At 63.1% G+C, this 17786-nt stretch carries 19 protein-coding genes; 8 read left to right on the top strand and 11 right to left on the bottom strand.

The window, feature by feature from the left end; translation table 11 throughout:
* Positions 1 to 55: 55 nt before the first annotated feature.
* From AC0L15_RS17325 to AC0L15_RS17305, 5 genes are all read right to left on the bottom strand, one after another.
* Positions 56 to 865: a formylmethanofuran dehydrogenase subunit C gene (locus AC0L15_RS17325; RefSeq protein ID WP_287249352.1), complete on the bottom strand. Its 810-nt coding sequence runs from the start codon at positions 863 to 865 to the stop codon at positions 56 to 58.
* Entirely contained in the window at positions 862 to 1770 is a 909-nt protein-coding gene (gene fhcD, locus AC0L15_RS17320) for a formylmethanofuran--tetrahydromethanopterin N-formyltransferase (RefSeq protein ID WP_287249350.1), read from the bottom strand. Before fhcD ends, AC0L15_RS17325 begins: the two co-directional genes overlap by 4 nt.
* On the bottom strand, positions 1758 to 3389 hold the full coding sequence (locus AC0L15_RS17315; protein ID WP_473496628.1) for a formylmethanofuran dehydrogenase subunit A: 1632 nt from the start codon (positions 3387 to 3389) through the stop codon (positions 1758 to 1760). The genes fhcD and AC0L15_RS17315 overlap by 13 nt, the downstream gene beginning before the upstream one ends.
* On the bottom strand, positions 3383 to 4474 hold the full coding sequence (locus tag AC0L15_RS17310; RefSeq protein WP_473496627.1) for a tungsten formylmethanofuran dehydrogenase: 1092 nt from the start codon (positions 4472 to 4474) through the stop codon (positions 3383 to 3385). The genes AC0L15_RS17315 and AC0L15_RS17310 overlap by 7 nt, the downstream gene beginning before the upstream one ends.
* A gap of 118 nt (positions 4475 to 4592) precedes the next feature.
* Complete coding sequence (locus AC0L15_RS17305; RefSeq protein ID WP_023797744.1) at positions 4593 to 4973, bottom strand: 4a-hydroxytetrahydrobiopterin dehydratase; 381 nt, start codon at positions 4971 to 4973, stop codon at positions 4593 to 4595.
* 159 nt (positions 4974 to 5132) lie between these two features.
* Here AC0L15_RS17305 and AC0L15_RS17300 point away from each other — a divergent pair, with 159 nt between their 5' ends.
* From AC0L15_RS17300 to fae, 7 genes are all read left to right on the top strand, one after another.
* Entirely contained in the window at positions 5133 to 6101 is a 969-nt protein-coding gene (locus tag AC0L15_RS17300; RefSeq protein WP_287249345.1) for a beta-ribofuranosylaminobenzene 5'-phosphate synthase family protein, read from the top strand.
* Positions 6102 to 6142: 41 nt separating this feature from the next.
* The gene (locus tag AC0L15_RS17295) at positions 6143 to 7036 is read left to right on the top strand and encodes an NAD(P)-dependent methylenetetrahydromethanopterin dehydrogenase (RefSeq protein WP_287219607.1); all 894 of its coding nucleotides are present in this window, start codon (positions 6143 to 6145) and stop codon (positions 7034 to 7036) included.
* A complete protein-coding gene (locus tag AC0L15_RS17290) occupies positions 7014 to 8162 on the top strand; it encodes an ATP-grasp domain-containing protein (protein WP_287249344.1) in 1149 nt (382 codons plus the stop codon). Before AC0L15_RS17295 ends, AC0L15_RS17290 begins: the two co-directional genes overlap by 23 nt.
* On the top strand, positions 8159 to 9115 hold the full coding sequence (gene mch, locus AC0L15_RS17285; RefSeq protein WP_287249343.1) for a methenyltetrahydromethanopterin cyclohydrolase: 957 nt from the start codon (positions 8159 to 8161) through the stop codon (positions 9113 to 9115). Before AC0L15_RS17290 ends, mch begins: the two co-directional genes overlap by 4 nt.
* Positions 9116 to 9234: 119 nt before the next feature.
* Positions 9235 to 10200 (top strand): ATP-grasp domain-containing protein, encoded by a 966-nt coding sequence (locus tag AC0L15_RS17280; RefSeq protein ID WP_287249342.1) that lies wholly within the window; start codon positions 9235 to 9237, stop codon positions 10198 to 10200.
* Positions 10197 to 11066, top strand: coding sequence for a triphosphoribosyl-dephospho-CoA synthase (locus tag AC0L15_RS17275; RefSeq protein ID WP_473496626.1), 870 nt, complete (start codon positions 10197 to 10199; stop codon positions 11064 to 11066). Before AC0L15_RS17280 ends, AC0L15_RS17275 begins: the two co-directional genes overlap by 4 nt.
* Positions 11067 to 11234: 168 nt before the next feature.
* On the top strand, positions 11235 to 11741 hold the full coding sequence (gene fae / locus AC0L15_RS17270; protein WP_023797737.1) for a formaldehyde-activating enzyme: 507 nt from the start codon (positions 11235 to 11237) through the stop codon (positions 11739 to 11741).
* A 223-nt stretch (positions 11742 to 11964) separates the two neighbouring features.
* On the opposite strand, the gene AC0L15_RS17265 is transcribed toward fae, so the two are convergent.
* Positions 11965 to 12663: a HisA/HisF-related TIM barrel protein gene (locus AC0L15_RS17265; RefSeq protein ID WP_287249341.1), complete on the bottom strand. Its 699-nt coding sequence runs from the start codon at positions 12661 to 12663 to the stop codon at positions 11965 to 11967.
* A 56-nt stretch (positions 12664 to 12719) separates the two neighbouring features.
* On the opposite strand from AC0L15_RS17265, the gene AC0L15_RS17260 reads away from it, so the two are divergent.
* Positions 12720 to 13754, top strand: a complete 1035-nt coding sequence (locus AC0L15_RS17260; protein ID WP_287249339.1) for a hydantoinase/oxoprolinase family protein — start codon at positions 12720 to 12722, stop codon at positions 13752 to 13754.
* A 198-nt stretch (positions 13755 to 13952) separates the two neighbouring features.
* On the opposite strand, the gene AC0L15_RS17255 is transcribed toward AC0L15_RS17260, so the two are convergent.
* The 5 genes from AC0L15_RS17255 to AC0L15_RS17235 form a co-directional block, all read right to left on the bottom strand.
* The gene (locus tag AC0L15_RS17255) at positions 13953 to 14261 is read right to left on the bottom strand and encodes a twin-arginine translocation signal domain-containing protein (RefSeq protein WP_091593897.1); all 309 of its coding nucleotides are present in this window, start codon (positions 14259 to 14261) and stop codon (positions 13953 to 13955) included.
* 20 nt (positions 14262 to 14281) lie between these two features.
* Positions 14282 to 15145, bottom strand: coding sequence for a ferritin-like domain-containing protein (locus tag AC0L15_RS17250; RefSeq protein WP_473496625.1), 864 nt, complete (start codon positions 15143 to 15145; stop codon positions 14282 to 14284).
* Positions 15146 to 15304: 159 nt separating this feature from the next.
* Positions 15305 to 16027, bottom strand: coding sequence for an RNA polymerase sigma factor (locus tag AC0L15_RS17245; protein ID WP_287062192.1), 723 nt, complete (start codon positions 16025 to 16027; stop codon positions 15305 to 15307).
* Positions 16028 to 16097: 70 nt separating this feature from the next.
* Positions 16098 to 17177 carry a mechanosensitive ion channel family protein gene (locus AC0L15_RS17240; protein WP_287249337.1) on the bottom strand — a complete coding sequence of 360 codons (1080 nt, stop codon included), beginning with the start codon at positions 17175 to 17177 and terminating at the stop codon, positions 16098 to 16100.
* Between the two features lie 310 nt (positions 17178 to 17487).
* Positions 17488 to 17786 (bottom strand): hypothetical protein (locus AC0L15_RS17235; RefSeq protein WP_473496624.1); only part of this gene is annotated, 299 nt, incomplete at its 5' end.

Genomic DNA, 17786 nt, shown 5'->3' with positions numbered 1-17786 from the left:
CCCAGCAGACATGCCGGCCATGGCGGCTTAGCGGCAATGGCGTCAGCAGCACGCCTCAGCGAGGGAAAAGAACCTCCCCCATGCCAAGCACCGCGTTGTCACCGCCGTATTTCTGCGGCGCGTTGCCCAGCAGCGGCCGTTTCAAAATACCCTCGGCGATCAGATGGCGACCGATGACGGCGGCGAAGACGCTTTCCGGGGCGCCGCATTCGACGAAGCTCGGCGACAGGCTTTTCGGCGCGCGATCGAGCAGGATCGAACCGCGACGCATCAGATAGCCGGGCATCTCGCCGGTGCCGCCGGCCACCACCAGCGTGCCGGCGATCATGCGGCTGCCGGCATTGTCGCCTGAGCCTTTCAGCACCGCGATCAGGCCGCGCCGCATGCGGTCGGCGGCAAAAGCGCCGGCTTTGCCCCTGACGATCAGCACGCCGCCATTCATGCCGGCCAGTTCCCCGGCGAGCGGCGCCCCAAGGTGATCACCGGCGTTGCCCGTTATTTCAAGCCTGCCGCCGCGCATGCCGGAGCCGGCATGCGGGCCTGCATTGCCTTCGATGGTGAGCGTGCCGCCGCGCAGGGCGCGCCCGGCCTGGGCGCCGGCATCGCCGACGAGGCGAACCGAACCGCCCCGCATGGCTTCCGCCACGCGGTCGAGGCGCGCGCTGCCGCCTTCGAACACGATGTCCTGCGGATCGTTGCCGGCGACGCGAAAGATATCACCGACCTTCGATCCATGCTTCGACATGCCGATCTGGATCTTTTCGATATCGCGCCTTTCGATCCCGGCAAGCCGCTCCGGCGTCAGCTGCGACAGGTCAAGGCGCTCGGGCGGCTCGGCGACAAGGGTGAAGGTCAGCGCTTTCACGGCAGCATATCCTTCAGCGAATAGATGAACTTGCCGAGCTTGCCACCGTAATTGCCGGCGCTTATGCGAACCGCGCCTCGCTTCGGCCCGAGTTCGATGACGGCCTTGATGCCGGCCTTCATCGCGGCGGCAACGGCATCGTTGGTCTCGCCGTCGATGACGATTTCCAGGACGGCGTTGACGTCGGCACCGAGCTCACTCCTGACGACACCGCGCAGTGTCGGCGCATAGGCTTCGTTGGCCGAGGCGATCATGCCCTTGTATTTACCGCCGATCTTGGAACCCGAACGAGCGATGCCGCCCGGAAACGGCACGATCGCGCCCGGCACTAGGCCGATCGCGGCAACCGCGGCCTCGGCGGCAGCCAAAGCCCTGGCGCTGCTTTCAGCCATGACGAAGAAATTGCCGCCGCCGACGGCGCCCTTCGTCAGCCCGGTCGTCGCTTCGCACAGGAATTCGCCGTCCATGACGGGAACGCGCCAAAAATGCCTGCCGCCGATTTTCTTGGAGATCTGCCAGCCGTCGCCAAAATAACGCAGCGCCGAACCGAGCTTCAGCTCGGCGCTGCCCTGCAGTCCGGCGAAGCAGGCGGAACCCGGCGAGGTCAAGACACACTGGCCGACGCGATTGAGCAGTTGTTTCTGCAGCTCGTCTGTTCCCATCGCAAAGATCATCACGCGGCAGCCGGGCCGGCCATCCGGTGTGGCCGATGGCGCCAGTTCGACATCGATTGCCGCTTCGCAGCCGCAGCCGATCACCGAGGTGGCAAAGCCGGTCATGGTGATCGCCGCCTGGCGCGCCCATTTCCGGTTCGGCGCGGTGATGATGATGGCGGTCGCGCGCATGCCGAAGGCCTCGGCAAAGGTATCGTCGATCACTATGCCATTTACGCTCACGTTCGGCATGCAACCTCGCCGAATGGCTGTTCGCGCGCGATCGCCGATTCCGGGAAATTGAACCAGTCCAGCGACAGGCCGTAGCGCTGCTGGTGATAATCCTCCAGGCGCCGCAGCATCGCCTTGTCCGGCGGCGGATTGAGCCTGAGCGCCTTGCCCCAGCGGTAATGGGTGATCTCTCCGTCCTGCACGACGAGATCGCCATCCTTGAAGACATACGCCGCCTGCCCCAGCATTTTCGCGATATTGTCCTCCCTGCGGTAGACAGCGATATCGGCGATAGCGCCGGCGCCGAGATGGCCTCGATCCGTCAGCCCGAGCAGCTTGGCCGGGGCAGCACGCGTCATGATGGCGATTTCCTCGAACGTGTATTCGCGGTCGATTGCGGCCAGGGTGGAGAGCGCCATGGCGGATTTTGGAAGTCCGGCAATCATTTCGGTGCGCGCTTCCCGGCTCATCAGCAGCTCGAACAGGGCCGGATAGGAGGTAAAGGGCGCGCCGTTGGGATGATCGGTGGTGAAGAAGACACGCCACGGATCGCCGATCAGGAGAAAAAGCTCGAGCCCGATCGCCCACTGCATCGTGCCATAGAAATCCTTGCCATAGCGGTAGGGCACGATGCCGCCGCCATTGCCGTCGCCGTCATGAATGATGGATTTCTTCGGCTGCGCACTGCCACGCGCCGAAAACTGCCGCATGACGTCGGAGGAGACGGTGACCGTCTGGCCGAACATCACCTGGCCGATATCGATGGTGACTTCCGGCGTCGCATTGACCAGTTCGGCAAGGCGCGCGGCGGCCGAGGAAAACCTGCGCTTGCCTTCCGTGCCGTAGCCGTAGAACTGGAGATGGGCGAGGTGCAGCGGCAATCCTTCCGCCGCGGCGATCGTCGCAGCCGCCGTGTCCGCCGATCCGGGGCTGCCCAGATTGTTGCAATGGACATGCAGCGGATGCGGGACGCCAAGGCTGTCGACGGCCGCCTGCAGCGTCTTGACGATCTTGCGCGAGCTGACGCCATAGGAAGGCACCACATCGTCCAGCGAGAAGGTGCGGACGTTTTCCTTGAAGGCGGCCGCCGCGCCGGCATTGATCACCTTGACCCCAAGCGCCCGCGTCGAGGCGACCGTCCAGGCGACATAGTCCTCGATCATCGTTGAGGAGGCGTCGTCGCGGATCATCGACAGCAGGAAATCGTCGTTGCCGAGAATGGCGAGCGTCGCCTTGTCGATGATCGGGATGTCGGCCAGTTCGAGATGGGTGTGAAGCGCGGCTCCCGGCGACATCGCCGGCTCGACCACCGTGGTGAAACCCATCTTGGCGTAGAGGCACCCGGTCTGGAAGGTCGACCAGCCGGCATTGGAAAGCGGCGTCGTCGCCGGTCGCGCCTGGTGCGCCGCATGCTGCTCCGGCAGGAGCAGCCGTGCCGTATTCACGTTGCCGCCGCCGATGTGGGAATGGATGTCGATGGCGCCCGCCATCACGATGCAGCCGGCTGCGTCGATGGTCCGGTCGGCAGCGCCCGCCGCCGGCGCCGCAGCGATCTTGTCGTCGCTGATCCACAGGTCGCCCTTGCCGAGACGGCCGTTGACCGGATCGATGATGTCGCCGCCGGCGATTTTCGTCAGCATGGCAACGCCGCCTCGGCGGAGAAATGACTGGCAACCAGCCGGATAACGGTCGCAGCGGAGGGCAGTTCCGACGCCGCTCGCGCCTCGACCGACCTTAGCGAACCGGTGCGGCTGGAATAGGCCACCGCCTGGTGATCGACGCCGGCTTCGCCGATGGCGATGGTGACCGCAGCACCCGCGACCGGCTCATGCGTTTTCGCGAGGGCGATCAGCGCCATGCGGTTCCTTTTCTTCTGCGGCTGGACAATCGAGGACGAGATCCGCAGGTGCAGGTCGGCTTCGCCGGCGGAGATCATGCGCGCGACATCGTAACGCCAGGGATCGAAGTCCGGGAAGCGGCGCGCAAAGCCGGTGCGCAGCGGAAAACCGGTCATCCAGGTCGAGGCGAGCGCGCTTCCCCAGCCATTTTCGCTCGCCGGCAGATGCAGGCCGGATGCGCGTGATTTGCGGTTGAGATCGCTGACCAGTCCCTGCAGCATCTCCAGCGCCAGCCCTTCGGTTGCGTCGCCTGAAAACAGGAAGACGGGAAAATGCGCAGCCTCCAGAGCTTTGGCGAAATCGTCGAAATTCGACACCGGCTGCGACGTCTGGCGCCCCCTCCACTGCGCCCTCAGTGCCGCCAGCGTCGCGCCGAGGCTTGCCTCGCCGCAGGACAGCAGCGTCGCCGTCCGCCCGTTGCTCAACGGCGGCGCAGCCGTCCCGTTCGACCCGACCAGAAAGATCTCGCGCTGATTCCTGGCCGAGAGATCGGGAACGGTCTCGGCAAGCTCGCCGACAAATTGATGATGGATCTGCGGGAGTTCGCCGACGATCACCACGACATCGGCGCGCCGGCGCGTTTCGCCGGGCGCGACGGTCATCGCGCCTTTGTCGGTAAAAAGCGCGGCCTCCCGGGAAACTGCCGCGCCATCGGCATGATCGTATGCCGCGCCAACCCGCTCAGCCAGCGCGATCGCCGCCCTGGTGCCGTGTATATCCGTATCCAGGCTGAAAACCGGGCACCGGCTTGACCCCAACAGCGCGGCGGCATGTGCGGCCGCGCGCTCGACCAGCGTTACCCGGTTGCCGATCCAAGCAACCGCCATTCACTACGCTACTTTCTGGTGCCGGCCCAATCCTAGACGAAACTGGATTGGCCGTGAACCCCGCCTGTCAGCAGATTAGCGAATGTTTTCTTACGCCATCAACAAATTCCGACCGCGCTTAATCATATTTGATGTAAGCGAAGCGCTGATCGGTCGGCGGAGTGCCTTCCAGCGCGCCGCCTTCCCGGGCCGGCTGCCACTGGACGACATCCTCGATCTTTTTGGCCAGCTCGAAGTCTTTGTCAGTGATGCCCTTGGCTGCATGGTTCATCAGGCGCACCTCGACCCAGGCATAGGAAGCCGTGATGTCGGGGTGGTGCCATGCCGCCTCGGCGAGATGGCCGACCGTGTTGATGACCATCAGTGTCGATTTCCAGCTGTGGGTCTTGTATTTGCGCCGGATCCAGCCGTTCTCGTAATACCATTTCGGCAGTTCCTTCTCGATCCGGTCGGCAATCTCGGCTTCCGAATAGACTTTTTCCCTCGGCGTCTCGTTCATCTCGACCTCCGCGAATTGCCCGGTCCGTTCTCGCGCCGAGCCAAAAGAAGATAAAACGAATGCACTCTCTGCGGCTTGCCCCTTCGACGAAAACAGCTATCATGGCGACGGGCACCTAAACTTCCATGATGCGTCTATGATGCACCCATCGGGGGGTAGATGTCGAATTCTGTTACCATACAAGTGCCCGCCCGCCTGCATCTTGGCTTCCTCGATCTCAACGGCGATACCGGGCGTCGCTTTGGCAGCGTCGGGCTGCCGCTGAGCGAACCCGAAACCGTCGTCACCCTGTCACGGTCCAGCGAGACCATCGTCGAAGGCGCCGACAGCCGGCGCGCCGGCGAACATCTGTCGACGCTCTGCAGCCATCTCGGCATTCGCGGTCAGCACCGTCTGGTGGTCGAACAGTCGATCCCGAGCCATGCCGGCCTGGGCTCCGGCACGCAGATCGCCCTTGCCGTCGCCGCGGCGCTGCGCACGCTCCACAAACTGCCTCTCGATATCGGCAGCGATGCGACCCTGCTCGATCGCGGCGGACGATCCGGCATCGGCATCGCCAGCTTCGAAAGCGGTGGCGTCATTGTCGACGCCGGCAAGGACAACAGCGGCAGGCCGCCGCCGGTCGTGGCGCGACTGCCGTTCCCGGAAGAGTGGCGCGTCATCCTGATCCTCGACCATGGCGGGCATGGACTGCATGGCGATGCCGAGATCGCGGCATTTCGTTCGCTGCCGCCGTTCCCGGCATCCGGCAGCGGCGAGATCTGCCGGCGGGTGCTGATGGGCATCATGCCGGCTCTGGTCGAGCACGACCTGCAAGCCTTCGGCGCCGCCGTCACCGCGATCCAGATGCTGATCGGCACCCATTTCGCGCCGGCGCAAGGCGGCGTGTTCACCTCCAGGCGGGTCGAGAGCGTGGCACACGGCCTCAACGAAGCAGGCGCCGTCGGCATCGGCCAGAGCTCGTGGGGGCCGACAGGGTTTGCCTTCGCCCCATCGCAAGACGCTGCAGTCAGCTTCGTCAGCGCGGTTCAGCAGACAGTTAAAGACGGCATCGAGATCAGGATCGTCAAGGGCAGGAATTCCGGCGCGAAGATCAGTTCGACCAAACTTGATCTCGTCGGCAGCTGACGGCTGGGCAACACCATCAGGTTCAAGAAGAAAGGCGAGAAATGGCCCGCAAACATATCCTGCACATGCTGACGCCGTTGAAGCATATGAGCCCTTTCGACGTGAATATGGCGCTCGATGCAGGTTTCGACGCCGTCGTCCCCTATGTCGATGTAAGCCTGGCAGAGGTGACAGGCCTCGTGCAGGACGCGATCTTTTCGCGCCCGCCCGATGCGGGCGTCGACACCGGCATTTTTATCGCCGGCAAGGATGCCTCGCTGGCGCTCGACATGTTCGACGCAGCGCGAAAAGCGATGGTGCCGCCTTTCCAGGTTTCGGTATTCGCCGATCCGGCCGGCTCGTTCACCACGGCCGCGGCGATGGTGGCCAAGGTCGAAAAAGCGCTGGAGAAGAAATTCGAGCGCGGGCTGAAAGACACCAGGATCGCTGTTTTCGGCGCCACCGGCGTCGTCGGCTTCTGCACCGCCGTCATCGCCGCCAGGGAAGGCGCCCGGGTGACGCTTGTCGGCCATGACGGCATCGAAAGGGTCAAGCAGATCGCGGCCGAGATCAAAAGCCGGTTCAACATCGCCGTCGATGCGGCCGACGGATCGAGCGACGCCCGCAAGACGAAGCTGGTCGAGGCGAGCGAGGTGATCCTGGCGTGCGCCAAGGCCGGTGTCCAGGTGGTCTCGAAAGCCCAGTTGAAAGGCGACGGCCTGCTCATTGCCGCCGACGTCAATGCGGTCCCGCCGGCCGGCATCGAAGGCGTGGCCGTCAATGCCAATGGCGATCCGCTTGAAGCGGCAAAAGCTGTCGGCATTGGTCCGCTCGCCATCGGCAACGTGAAATACAAGGTCGAATTCGGCCTCTTCAAAAGAATGATCGAATCCGAAAAAACCATCACGCTCGATTTTCAGGAAGCATTTTCCCTTGCACGCGAGACTGCCAAATAACGCCGGATCTCTGCTGATCGCGGCGATTTCAGGCCGGGCGCTGGCTGCCGCTGCGCGCCGCGCCGGCTATCGTCCGCTGGTCGCCGATTTCTTTTGCGATACCGACACGGTCGCGCTTGCCGAGCGCGCGACGATGCTGCCGGGCGACCTGCAAGGCGGCATCGACGGCGAGCGCATCATCGAGACGCTTCGGCAACTGGCCGGAGACGACCAGCCGGTCGCCATTGTCCTGGGCTCGGGCTTCGAGCGGATGACGGAGACCGTCGACGAGATCGCGCGCCATTTTCCGCTCGCCGGCAACAGCGGCGCCGCGATCCGCAGGATCAAGGACCCGCAATTGCTGGCAGTCGATTGCGCCGAACTCGGCATCCCGCATCCGGAATTCCGATGGGACCCGCCGCCCGATCCGGAGAACTGGGTGGTCAAGACCGCAGGCGGCGCCGGCGGCGCGCATATCAGGCGGGCCGCCGGAGAAACCCCGATATTACAGTGTCAGGCTCCTGGCGGCCGCTATTTTCAGCGTTTCGTTGCCGGTCGCAGCATCTCGGCCCTGTTCGTCGGCGACGGCCAAAGCGCTGACATCGTCGGCTTCAGCCAACAATGGGCGTCGCCTGCCCCGGCAGCGCCCTATCGCTATGGCGGCGCCGTGCGGTTGAGGCGCTTCGATCGCAGACCGGCGGCGATGATCCGCGGCTGGCTTTCAGGTCTGGCGCGTCGCGCCGGCCTGGTTGGATTGTGCAGCGCCGATCTCATTCGCGGACCGGATGGCTACAAGCTCATCGAGATCAATCCGCGGCCCGGCGCCACGCTCGACATCTTCGACGATGCCGACGCGCCACTGATCGAAGCGCATCTGCGCGCCGCGGCGGGCAAGAAATTCCGTCTGCCGCGCTTTGTCGATTCGATGGCGTCGATGGTGACCTATGCGGCGGCGCCGATCGCCCGCTTTCCATCGATTGCCTGGCCTGAATGGACTGCCGACCATCAGTCGCCCGGCACCCGACTGATCGCCGGCGATCCGGTCTGCACCATCTTCGCGCGCGGTCCGAGCGCCGATCTGACCAGGCGGCTGATCAAGGGACAAGCCAGCCGATTGCAACACCAATGGGAAGGAGACCGGACATGAAAGACGGTTCGGCATTCCTCAACGACAATGCGCAGCGCATCATCGACGGCATGATCGGCGACGCCGAACGCCTGCGTATCGGCGTTTCCACCGGGCCTTTGGGCGAGTGCCTGATCGACGCCGGCGCCAAGGCCGCCGGCGGCGTCGAGGCCGGGCTGCGCATGGCGGAAGCCGCGATGGGCGGCCTCGGCAGCATTTCGGTGTGCATGGACCGTGCGTCGCCAAAATGGCCGTTCACTATCGAAGTGCGGTCGTCGCAGCCGGTGCTTGCCTGCCTGGGCAGCCAGTATGCGGGCTGGAACCTGTCGAGCCAGGATTATTTTGCCATGGGATCGGGACCGGCGCGGGCGCTCGCCCGCGTCGAACCGCTGTTCGAAACACTCTCCTATCGCGACACCGCGTCATCCGCCGTGCTGATCCTGGAGACGGCCAAACCGCCGCCCCAGGCGATCGTCGAGAAGGTCGGCAGGGCAACCGGATTGCCAACCGAAAAGCTCACCTTCCTCTATGCGCCGACACAAAGCCTGGCGGGCGGCGTGCAGATCGTTGCTCGCGCGCTCGAGGTCGCCCTGCACAAGACCAACGATCTCAAATTTCCGCTGGACAACGTTGTCGACGGCATCGGCACGGCGCCTATCCCCGCCCCGCATCCGGATTTCCTGACCGCCATGGGCAGAACCAACGACGCCATCATCTATGGCGGCAGCGTCCAACTGTTCGTAAAAGGCTCGGCGAAAGACGCCAGCGAGCTCGCTGAGCGACTACCGAGCCGCGCCTCGCGCGACCACGGCCACCCCTTCGCCGAGGTCTTCAAGCGGTTCAAGGGAGATTTCTATGCCATCGATCCGCTGCTGTTCAGCCCGGCCGAAGTGATCGTCACGGCGATCGAGACCGGCGATACGTTCCGCGCCGGCGAGCGTGATCTGCAGATGCTCGAACGGAGCCTCGGCTAGACCATGGCGCTGCAAATGGATCCGTCTGTCATCCGCCTGCCGGGCCGCCGCGCTGCATCCCTCACCCCTCGAGGCGCGACAACGCGAAACCTTCGGTATACCGGTATCCGAGGCGCGACATGATCCCCCGCATCCTGATCGTCAGCGACGTCTCGGACGCCCGCTCCACGGGCCTGGCGGCAAGGCTGGACCGGCGCGGCGCCGTGGTCGCAACCGTGCCGCTGGCGGCTATCGCGTTCGACACCGGCAGCCCGAGCGGACTGTCGATCCCCGGCTTCGACGGCGCGCTGCCCGACGCCGTGCTGGTCCGTTCGATCGCCGCCGGATCATTCGAAGCGGTCACCCGGCGTCTCGGTGTGCTGCACGCATTCGGCAAGCTTTCCATTCCGGTGTGGAATTCCGCGCAAGCGATAGAACGCTGCGTCGACAAGTCGATGACCACCTTCCTGCTGAAGAATGCCGGCCTGCCGACGCCGCCGACATTCGCGGTCGAGGGTCTTGCCATGGCCGAAGCGGTCGCCAGACGCGAACTGCCGTCCACGTCGCTGGTGCTAAAACCGCTTTTCGGCGCCCAGGGCCGCGGCATCCGGCTGATCGAAACACTGTCCGACCTCCCCGCCGACGAAGAGGTGGACGGCGTCTATTATCTCCAGCATTACGTGCCGCGACCCGGCCCGCCTTTCCGCGATTTTCGCGTGTTCGTCTGCGCCGGCGAGGTTTTGGCGATGATGAGCCGCCGCGGCGACGACTGGATCACCAACGTCAATCGCGGGGCGGTGCCCGAACTGGTTTCGGGGCAGCTTTCGCTGCATGGCGAAACCGAACTGGCGGCGCTGGCAAGGGCCGCCGCCGCCGCTATGTCAGCGGATTTCGCCGGCGTCGATATCGTGCCGGCGGCCGACGGCAAGCTGTTGGTGCTGGAGGTCAACAGCATGCCCGCCTGGTCCGGGCTTCAATCGGTCGTCGCGGTGAACATCGCCGATGCGATTGCCGACGCCCTGCTGAAATTCCTGGCTGATCGCCCAGCTGATCACCCAGAGGCGGCGGCGCGACCCTACCGCCTCACCGCGCCGGCGAATTCGTGACCGACGGCATGGCGCTTTCGCGAGAACGCCTCCGGGCTGCCTACAAGGACGCCTGCCGGATGGAGATCGAGGCGCTGAAACCGGGCAACGTCCATCTGTTCGCCGACGGGCACGGCATGTCCGCTGCCCAGTTCATGACCAGCGCCGAGGTCTCGTCCGTCCCGCTGACCGATCCTCGCCTGCCGGTCGGACAGCGCATGCTGGAAGCGGTCCGCGCGACACGCCAGGCGGTCGCGACCAATACCAATCTCGGTATCATCCTTCTGGCAGGGCCTCTGCTATGCGCCGCCGAAATGGCGGGCGCTCGACTCCACGACAATCGACTGCACGACAATCTCGACGCGGTGCTGCACGCGATGAGCATGGACGATACCAGGGCGGTGTTCGAGGCGATCGTCGCCGCCGCGCCGGGCGGCCTCGGAGAGGCGGCGAACGATGTGCGGCAGGAGCCGAAGGTTCATCTGCTCGAAGCCATGCGGGAGGCGGCCGAACGCGACATGATCGCCCGCCAGTATGTTACCGGTTTCGGCGACGTGTTCGGCGTCGGGCTTGCCGCTCTGCAGGCCGCCTTGGCGCGCGGCGAAGGCGGCATGTGGCCAACGGTGTTCGCCTATATGGCGTTTCTCGCCGGCTTCCCTGACAGTCATGTGGTGCGCAACCATGGCGCTGAAGTCGCAAATCAGGCGCGGCAAGAAGCCCTTGCCATTGAGGCGGCGCTGCATGGCAATGACGACAGGGCGTCACGCATTCGTCTGCTCGTGGAGCTCGACCGCCGGCTGAAAGCGAACAACGTCAACCCCGGTACCTCGGCCGACCTGACCGTGGCTACTCTTTTAGTCCACACTCTCGGCGTTCAGCTTGCATAATCGCAACGTTGGTGGTTGACTTTCAGGAGCGGAAGCTGGGCTTCCGCGGCTATCCAGCCAACCGGTCCGGATCCCCGGGCGCTGCCAACAAGGATAGCTGTCCATCGAGCGCTCGCTCGGTTTGCGGCGTCTTTGGACACCATAACTGTGTCTTGGAGGAAAATTGGCATGGCAAAGATCTCGAAAGTAATGGTCGGTGAATCGCTCGTAGGAGACGGCAACGAAGTGGCGCATGTCGACCTGCTCATCGGCCCGCGGGGGAGCGCAGTCGAAACAGCATTTTGCAACGCGCTGACCAACAACAAGGACGGCTTTACCTCCCTTTTGGCGGTGATCGCGCCCAATCTTCAGTGCAAGCCCAACACCGTGATGTTCAACAAGGTCACGATCAAGGGCGCCAAGCAGGCCGTGCAGATGTTCGGCCCGGCCCAGCATGCAGTCGCAAAGGCCGTGCAGGACAGCGTCGCCGATGGGACCATTCCTGCCAATGAGGCGGACGACCTGTTCATCTGCGTCGGCGTTTTCATCCATTGGGACGCCGCCGACGACGCCAAGATCCAGAAGTACAATTACGAAGCGACGAAGGAAGCCATCCAACGCGCCGTTGCAGGAACGCCAACGGCCGCCGAAGCCACGGATAAGCGGGACCAGGTGAAGCATCCGTTCGCGGCTTAGACAAGAGACAGCCCCGCACAGGCAAAACCCTCCGCGGAGCCGGATGGTCTGTTGCGTCGCCTGAAAAAGCTTCTGGGCCTTTAGAGCACCGGATAAAGAGCCTGCCCTCGGGCCTGACCCGAGGGTGCGACTGGTTTTGGGAATCGATGCTCCAGTAAAGAGATAGAGCGGCGAGACGATCGACGTGAGAGTCCGCCGCTCTACGAGGCCCTGTACACGACTATCAGGTGCCAAGCGTTGCGAGGTGCCCCGGCGTGAGCGTGCCGTCATGCAGCGAGGTCGCGACCAGCGCCGCGGCGATACCGAGCGATGAAAGGGCGCGAATGTCAGTCTCGTTGCGCACCCCGCCGGCCGCGATGACGGAGCGGCTTCCAGCCTTCGCCTTGATCGCCTTGAGCCGCGTGAAATCGGGACCGGAGGCGGAACCTACCTTGGCCAATGTCATGACGATCACCTTTTGCGGCCAAAGCGCCGGCTCGTCGAGAAATGATGCCGGACCGCGAAACCCGTCGTCGAAGAAATCCAGCGACAGGATAAGCTCCGGATGATCGCAAAAACGCCGCAACAGCGCGTCGTCCTGCTGCGATTCGGAGCCCAGGACCGGGCAAAGCCAGGGTTCGGCAAGTGCTGCCGAAAGGGTTTTCTCGTCGGCGAAGCCGGCATCGACCCAAAGCTCAGGCGGCTCCGCCATCGCCTTCAGCCGGGCAAGCGCGCCGCTGTTTGGCGTTCCGCCTTCGATGGCATCGAGATCGGCGATATAGAAGGCCGGAAAAGGGCAAAGCCGGCGTAGGCCCTCAGTGACCGCAACGACATCGGAAGTTTTGCTGAGCGGCGTGACGATCGGCCTGTAGCGATCGCGTTTTCCTTGCTGGGCGCGGACCACTTCGCCGCCTTTCAGGTCGAGAACCGGAATGATACGCAACGCTCTTTTTCTCGCTGACCAACTGCCCCTGACCAACTCTGATGAAAGCTTGAAGTGTGGAAAAAAGAAAGAGCATCGTTGCCGGCTTCGATATTGGCGGCGCCCATCTGAAGGTGACGCGCGCGCAAGACGGCCGCATCGTCGAGGCAGTAACCATCGCCACACCGCTTTGGCTGGGGCTCCATACCCTGACCTCGGCGTTCAGGGAAACGGCCCCGATTTGTGCCGGCGCCGATCTCAACGCATTCACCATGACCGGCGAACTGGCTGATATCTTTCCGTCTCGCGACGCCGGAGTCGCGGCCCTGCTGGATGAGATTTCAGCGCGGGTCCCAGGCGAAAACTTGATCTATGCCGGACCGTCCGGATTTGTCGGGGTCGAGCAGGCAGCGCGGCTGAGCGCCGACGTCGCCTCTGCCAACTGGCATGCGACAGCGTCATTGGTGGCGAAACTCGCCGGCGATGCCCTGTTCGTCGACATGGGATCGACCACCACCGACATCATCGCCATTAGAAATGGCGCCGTCGCCAATGACGGCTACACCGATGCCGGACGGCTGCTGAGCGGCGAACTGGTCTATACCGGCTTCACCAGGACGTTCCTGTTCGGCGTCGCCTCGTCGGCCCCCGTCCGCGGCAGGCTGACACCGCTGATGAACGAGTATTTCGCCTCGATCACCGATGCGCACCGGATCCTCGGGGTGCTCGACGAAAAGGACGACAGGCACGCTTCCGCCGACGGCAAGGAAAAGACCGTCGATGGCTCGATCGCGCGGCTGGCGCGCATGATCGGGCGCGACGCCGCCGAGCTGACCCTGCCGGAATGGCATGAAATCGCGCGCTGGTTCAGCGAACAGCAGTTGCGCAAGATCCACGACGCAGCGTCCCTAGTTGCCGGCTCTCTTGTCCCGGATGTGCCAATCGTTGGCGCCGGAACCGGCCGCTGGCAGATCAGGCGGCTGGCCGAACGCATGGAACGCCGCTTCGTCGATTTCGCCGAGATCATCCCCGCAGATGACGCCGTTCGCGGCGAAGCCAGCAGCGTCGCGCCCGCGTCAGCGGTGGCGCTGCTGGCGGGATCTCAATTGTAGGTGCTGTATCATGGCCATCCAATCAATCGGATCGATGAGATATTTCCCCCGGCTCGAAAGATCCCGACCCGTACCAGCGCAGGTCGCAACAGGGTGGAAGGTTCGCGTTCGGCACCCGCTCGGCGCATGTCCGGTTCGCCCCATGACGTCGCGTTGCTCCCGCCCGAGACATAAGGCGGGAGACCGCAATTTGTTGCATCAAGCCGGCAGCGGCTCGTGGAAACGGCACCAGCCATTTGGGCTGATTGCACCGGCAACGATCTCGCACCCGTTTGGCTCTCGGAAGTGAGTACACCCACCGCAGCGTCGGCCACGATTTGGGGTGTCCTGGTACAGCGCCAGCGCCTTGGTTGTCTTTCCGGCTGCCATCGGTCCAGTCATACAGGCTGAAAGGCCGCCGGCGCTGGCAATCGCCGCACCGGTCACAGAGACTTTCAGGAAATTGCGGCGAGACAGCGCTCGGCTTGAAGCTGCCGATCCGTGGTTCACATCATCATCTTTACTCATGGTCTTTCGTCGCAGTTAGCTCAGGTGCTCTTGAGCGTGCCGTTCATCCCTTCCGGATAGAAGCCGCCCTTGCTCACTCCGTCCTTGTCGGTGAGGTAGACGATCCGGAGCACCTCCTGCGGCGTTCTGGTGAACGCGATCGCATCGGGCGTCGACGGAACGATGTTGGCTTTTCCGTCCACCTGGATTCCCTGGTCCTTGTCTTCCGATCCGTCGATCTTGTCGCGGGCGTCGGAAACGGCGTTGGCGACCTTCCAGGCTTCCTCTCCCTTCCGGTATAGCGTCGATCGCGCCATCCCCATGTGGTAGGCCTCGACCGCCAGGATGCCTGCGGCGGCGGCGAGGAAGTCCTTGTTTTTCAGAACTGTCGCCGCCCCGGCATAGGCGGTGACGCCGACATCCTCGAACAACATCCCGCCGAGAACGAAGTTCGTTTCGTTGCCGAAGGGGTCAAAGTCCGACCCGAGGCCCGCCGCTTCCGCGACGGCCTTGAAACCGGCATCGAAATCGATCGCCGGCCGGTCAACAGCGTCCGTTCCAAGCGTCTTGCGGTAGAAGCGGACGTGCGCGAGTTCATTTTCGGCGACTTCCTGCATGAATTCGCCGATGGCCGGCGTCTCGAAGGAGACTTGCTTGCCGCCAACGACGTCGCCGGGTTTCGAACCGACATCGGCTGCGTCGATGCCTTTTCCGGTGGTGCCGCGGAGGTAGTATTCAGCCTCCATATATTCGAGGTTGAGCGCAAAGCGGAAAATGTCCTCGTCCGATATGTCCTGTGCCAATACCGGAGAAGACCGTGCGATTCCGCCGAGTGCCGCTCCGGCACCGAGTACGACAAGTCCCTGAAGCGACTGACGCCGGGATAGGTGAAGTGCGCCCTGCATGGCGGTCTCCTATGTTTGTTGATTCAACGCCGCTGTCAGCACCGCGGCGCCGAGTGCATTTGCCTGATGATTAGATGGTCCGGGCCGCCAAAATATTCCCGCGTCCCGCTACAACATCCCCGCGAAAGGAGCCGGCGTAATCTCGGCGTGGACCGGCGTCTACGTGCGCTCAGTCGCCGTGTTCAACGGATGAGTATCCTTTCGAACTAGGCGGATTGCGAGCCGGTCTAAGACTGATTGCGCGAGGCGGTCACAACGGGCGCCAGCGAAGAGAAACGTATCCGTGAACACGGTGGCGAGCTTGTCCCGCAGCGCCTCGCGAAGCAGCCGGCGTGCGCGATAAAGACGGGTGCTCACCGTCTGAGGTCGCAATGCCAAGAGAAAAGCCGTTTCCTCAATGCTCATTTCCTCGACGTCTCGCATGACAAAGACGATGCGAAAGGGCTCTGGCAAGCCACCGACGGCTCGCTCCAGGAGGTTGCGGATTTCAGCGAGAGCGGCCGCCTCTTCGGGATCAGGCTTGTGGGCGCTGAACGGAGCGACCATGCCCTCGATGGCTTTCACGTCGACGGTGGGCCGCCTTTTCCGGCGGCGTCCCAGCGCCTCGTTCAGCGCGATCCGGGTGAGCCAGGTCGACAGCTGCGCCTCCGCGCGGAATTCGGCCAGATGGGTGAAGGCGTGGATATAGGTCTCCTGAAGTACGTCCTCGGCCTCGGTGTCGTCGTTCAGGACGGCGCGGGCGACCCGGTGAAGCCGCTGATTGTGACGCTTGACGATTAACCAGAATGCGGCGGGGTCACGCTGTCGCGCGTGTTCAACCAGGCCCGCGTCGTCAAGGTCCTCGATCCTCACTGCCTCGGTGGATCCGGTCGGCTTCATCATAGGCGCTCCAGATGCATCAGCCTGCCGCGATGCGGGCGGGGTGGCTCCGCGCGGCGTGGCCTGAGGACGTTCACCTCAAATTGCTCTTCGGAAACAGCACGCGATCGGGTTTTGCATTCATTCGCGCCAGCATTTCCTTGATCAAGCGTGTTTTGGTGCGCCCCGCTTCCTTCGGCGGCACGAGGTAACGCACGATGGCCTCGAGCCAGGTGTTTTCACTCACGCGAAAATGAACCGCGGGATGCTCCCTCACTTCGAGTTCGTCCACCGGCGTTTGCGACAGGATGTGCTTATAGACCTTCACCTTCTGGCTCATGGTGTCGCCGATCTGCTCGTCGACGACCTCTCTCATGGTTTTCGCTACGAATTCCAAATCGCTTTCATAAGCGAGCTGAAACTTGATTTCGTTCCAGACATAGGGAAACAGCGGCCAGGAATAGTTGAAGACCGGCGTGTCAAACACGGTGGAGTTCGGAAACTTGATGACGCGTCCGCTCGGATGATCGGTCCAAAGATGTTCGCCGCCAAATTCCCATAATGTCGTGTCGAGATAGCTGACATCAATGACATCGCCATGGGCATCGCCGATGCGAATGCGGTCGCCAACGCGATAAGGCGCCCTGGCCAAAATATAAATCCACGCGATGAAACTGGAGATCGGCATTTGCAGCGCAAAGCCGAGAATCAGTGAAATCAGGCCGAGTGAAACAACCGCAGTGTACCAGTTCACAAATAAGACTGAAATGGCCACGAAGACGATGGCGACGACGACGACTAATCGAAAAATACGTTGCAAGTTGAAGCGCGAAACACGATTGGGAATTCGGCCAATGAGAAAGACTTCGATAACATTCGCAACGGTCAGCATAACGAAAATGAGAAGGCCGCCCCTGACGTAGTTCAGCACGCGAACGCGCAAAGGCGCGTCAAGCCATTCTAAGCGCCAATTGATCAGGACTTGGATGCCAAAAAGCAGCAAGGCAGCGGCAGCGAAACCAACCGTCCACCAGACGTCTTCCTTGCGTAGGCTGAAGCGGAATTTTTCCTCGGGCTTTTTCGCCTTCTGTTCCATAGTTTTTGGGTCAGCAGTCTGTTGCGCGGCCCGTTCGAGTCGGGAAAGGTTCTCCTGTTTCTTGGCGCGCGGTTCCATGGGTTCACCTCCCGATGTGGCCATCAACACCCAGCCAGTGCCTTCTCGTTCCTCGACGGCGGCATTCCGGCAAACGACCCAACGTCAGTCGCTGACTGGCTCCCTGCCGGTCCCCGACAGCTGGCCTTCATTCCGGCGGGCCCGTCTTTGGTGAAATAGGGCGGCAAGCACGTCGCCACCATATTCGGCAAGTGCCTTATAGCCCAATCCGAAATTAAGTTGAGTTTGGTATCAGCAGCTCCCCGATAGCTCACCGGTAGAGATCTCGACTGTTCATCAAGCGGCCGTTGGTTCGAATGCAACTCAGCCTTCATCGGCCGGCGCGTTTCTTGCGTGAGGCGGACTTCGCTCCTGCGGCGGGATCATGCCGGCGGATAGCCGCCAATCCATTGGATTGCACGTCTTGACTCGAGCCCATCACAACGACTGAGCGAAAGGCGGGATTCGGGATCGAGCTGAGCGTCGACGAACGGCTGAGATTAGGCGCGTTGCTGCCATTCGCAACGCCGAGAATGAAGGTCTCGAATGGGTCGATAGTGTTGAAGAAGTCGGCGATGAAGCCGTGGATCCACTCGCACCGAAGCGTCTTGATTAAGGTCGACGCGACCT

It is taken from the genome of Mesorhizobium sp. WSM4846 (assembly GCF_055811415.1).
Note: the sequence above shows the minus strand (reverse complement) of the source record. Positions and strands in the feature narration are given on the sequence as shown.

Coding starts and splice junctions, on each gene's coding strand:
- AC0L15_RS17255 (WP_091593897.1), bottom strand. CDS start 14,261: ATGAGTAAAGATGATGATGTGAACCACGGATCGGCAGCTTCAAGCCGA.
- fae (WP_023797737.1), top strand. CDS start 11,235: ATGGCAAAGATCTCGAAAGTAATGGTCGGTGAATCGCTCGTAGGAGAC.
- AC0L15_RS17310 (WP_473496627.1), bottom strand. CDS start 4,474: ATGGCGGTTGCTTGGATCGGCAACCGGGTAACGCTGGTCGAGCGCGCG.
- AC0L15_RS17295 (WP_287219607.1), top strand. CDS start 6,143: ATGGCCCGCAAACATATCCTGCACATGCTGACGCCGTTGAAGCATATG.
- AC0L15_RS17315 (WP_473496628.1), bottom strand. CDS start 3,389: ATGCTGACGAAAATCGCCGGCGGCGACATCATCGATCCGGTCAACGGC.
- AC0L15_RS17250 (WP_473496625.1), bottom strand. CDS start 15,145: ATGCAGGGCGCACTTCACCTATCCCGGCGTCAGTCGCTTCAGGGACTT.
- AC0L15_RS17280 (WP_287249342.1), top strand. CDS start 9,235: ATGATCCCCCGCATCCTGATCGTCAGCGACGTCTCGGACGCCCGCTCC.
- AC0L15_RS17245 (WP_287062192.1), bottom strand. CDS start 16,027: ATGATGAAGCCGACCGGATCCACCGAGGCAGTGAGGATCGAGGACCTT.
- AC0L15_RS17240 (WP_287249337.1), bottom strand. CDS start 17,177: ATGGAACCGCGCGCCAAGAAACAGGAGAACCTTTCCCGACTCGAACGG.
- mch (WP_287249343.1), top strand. CDS start 8,159: ATGAAAGACGGTTCGGCATTCCTCAACGACAATGCGCAGCGCATCATC.
- fhcD (WP_287249350.1), bottom strand. CDS start 1,770: ATGCCGAACGTGAGCGTAAATGGCATAGTGATCGACGATACCTTTGCC.
- AC0L15_RS17305 (WP_023797744.1), bottom strand. CDS start 4,973: ATGAACGAGACGCCGAGGGAAAAAGTCTATTCGGAAGCCGAGATTGCC.
- AC0L15_RS17300 (WP_287249345.1), top strand. CDS start 5,133: ATGTCGAATTCTGTTACCATACAAGTGCCCGCCCGCCTGCATCTTGGC.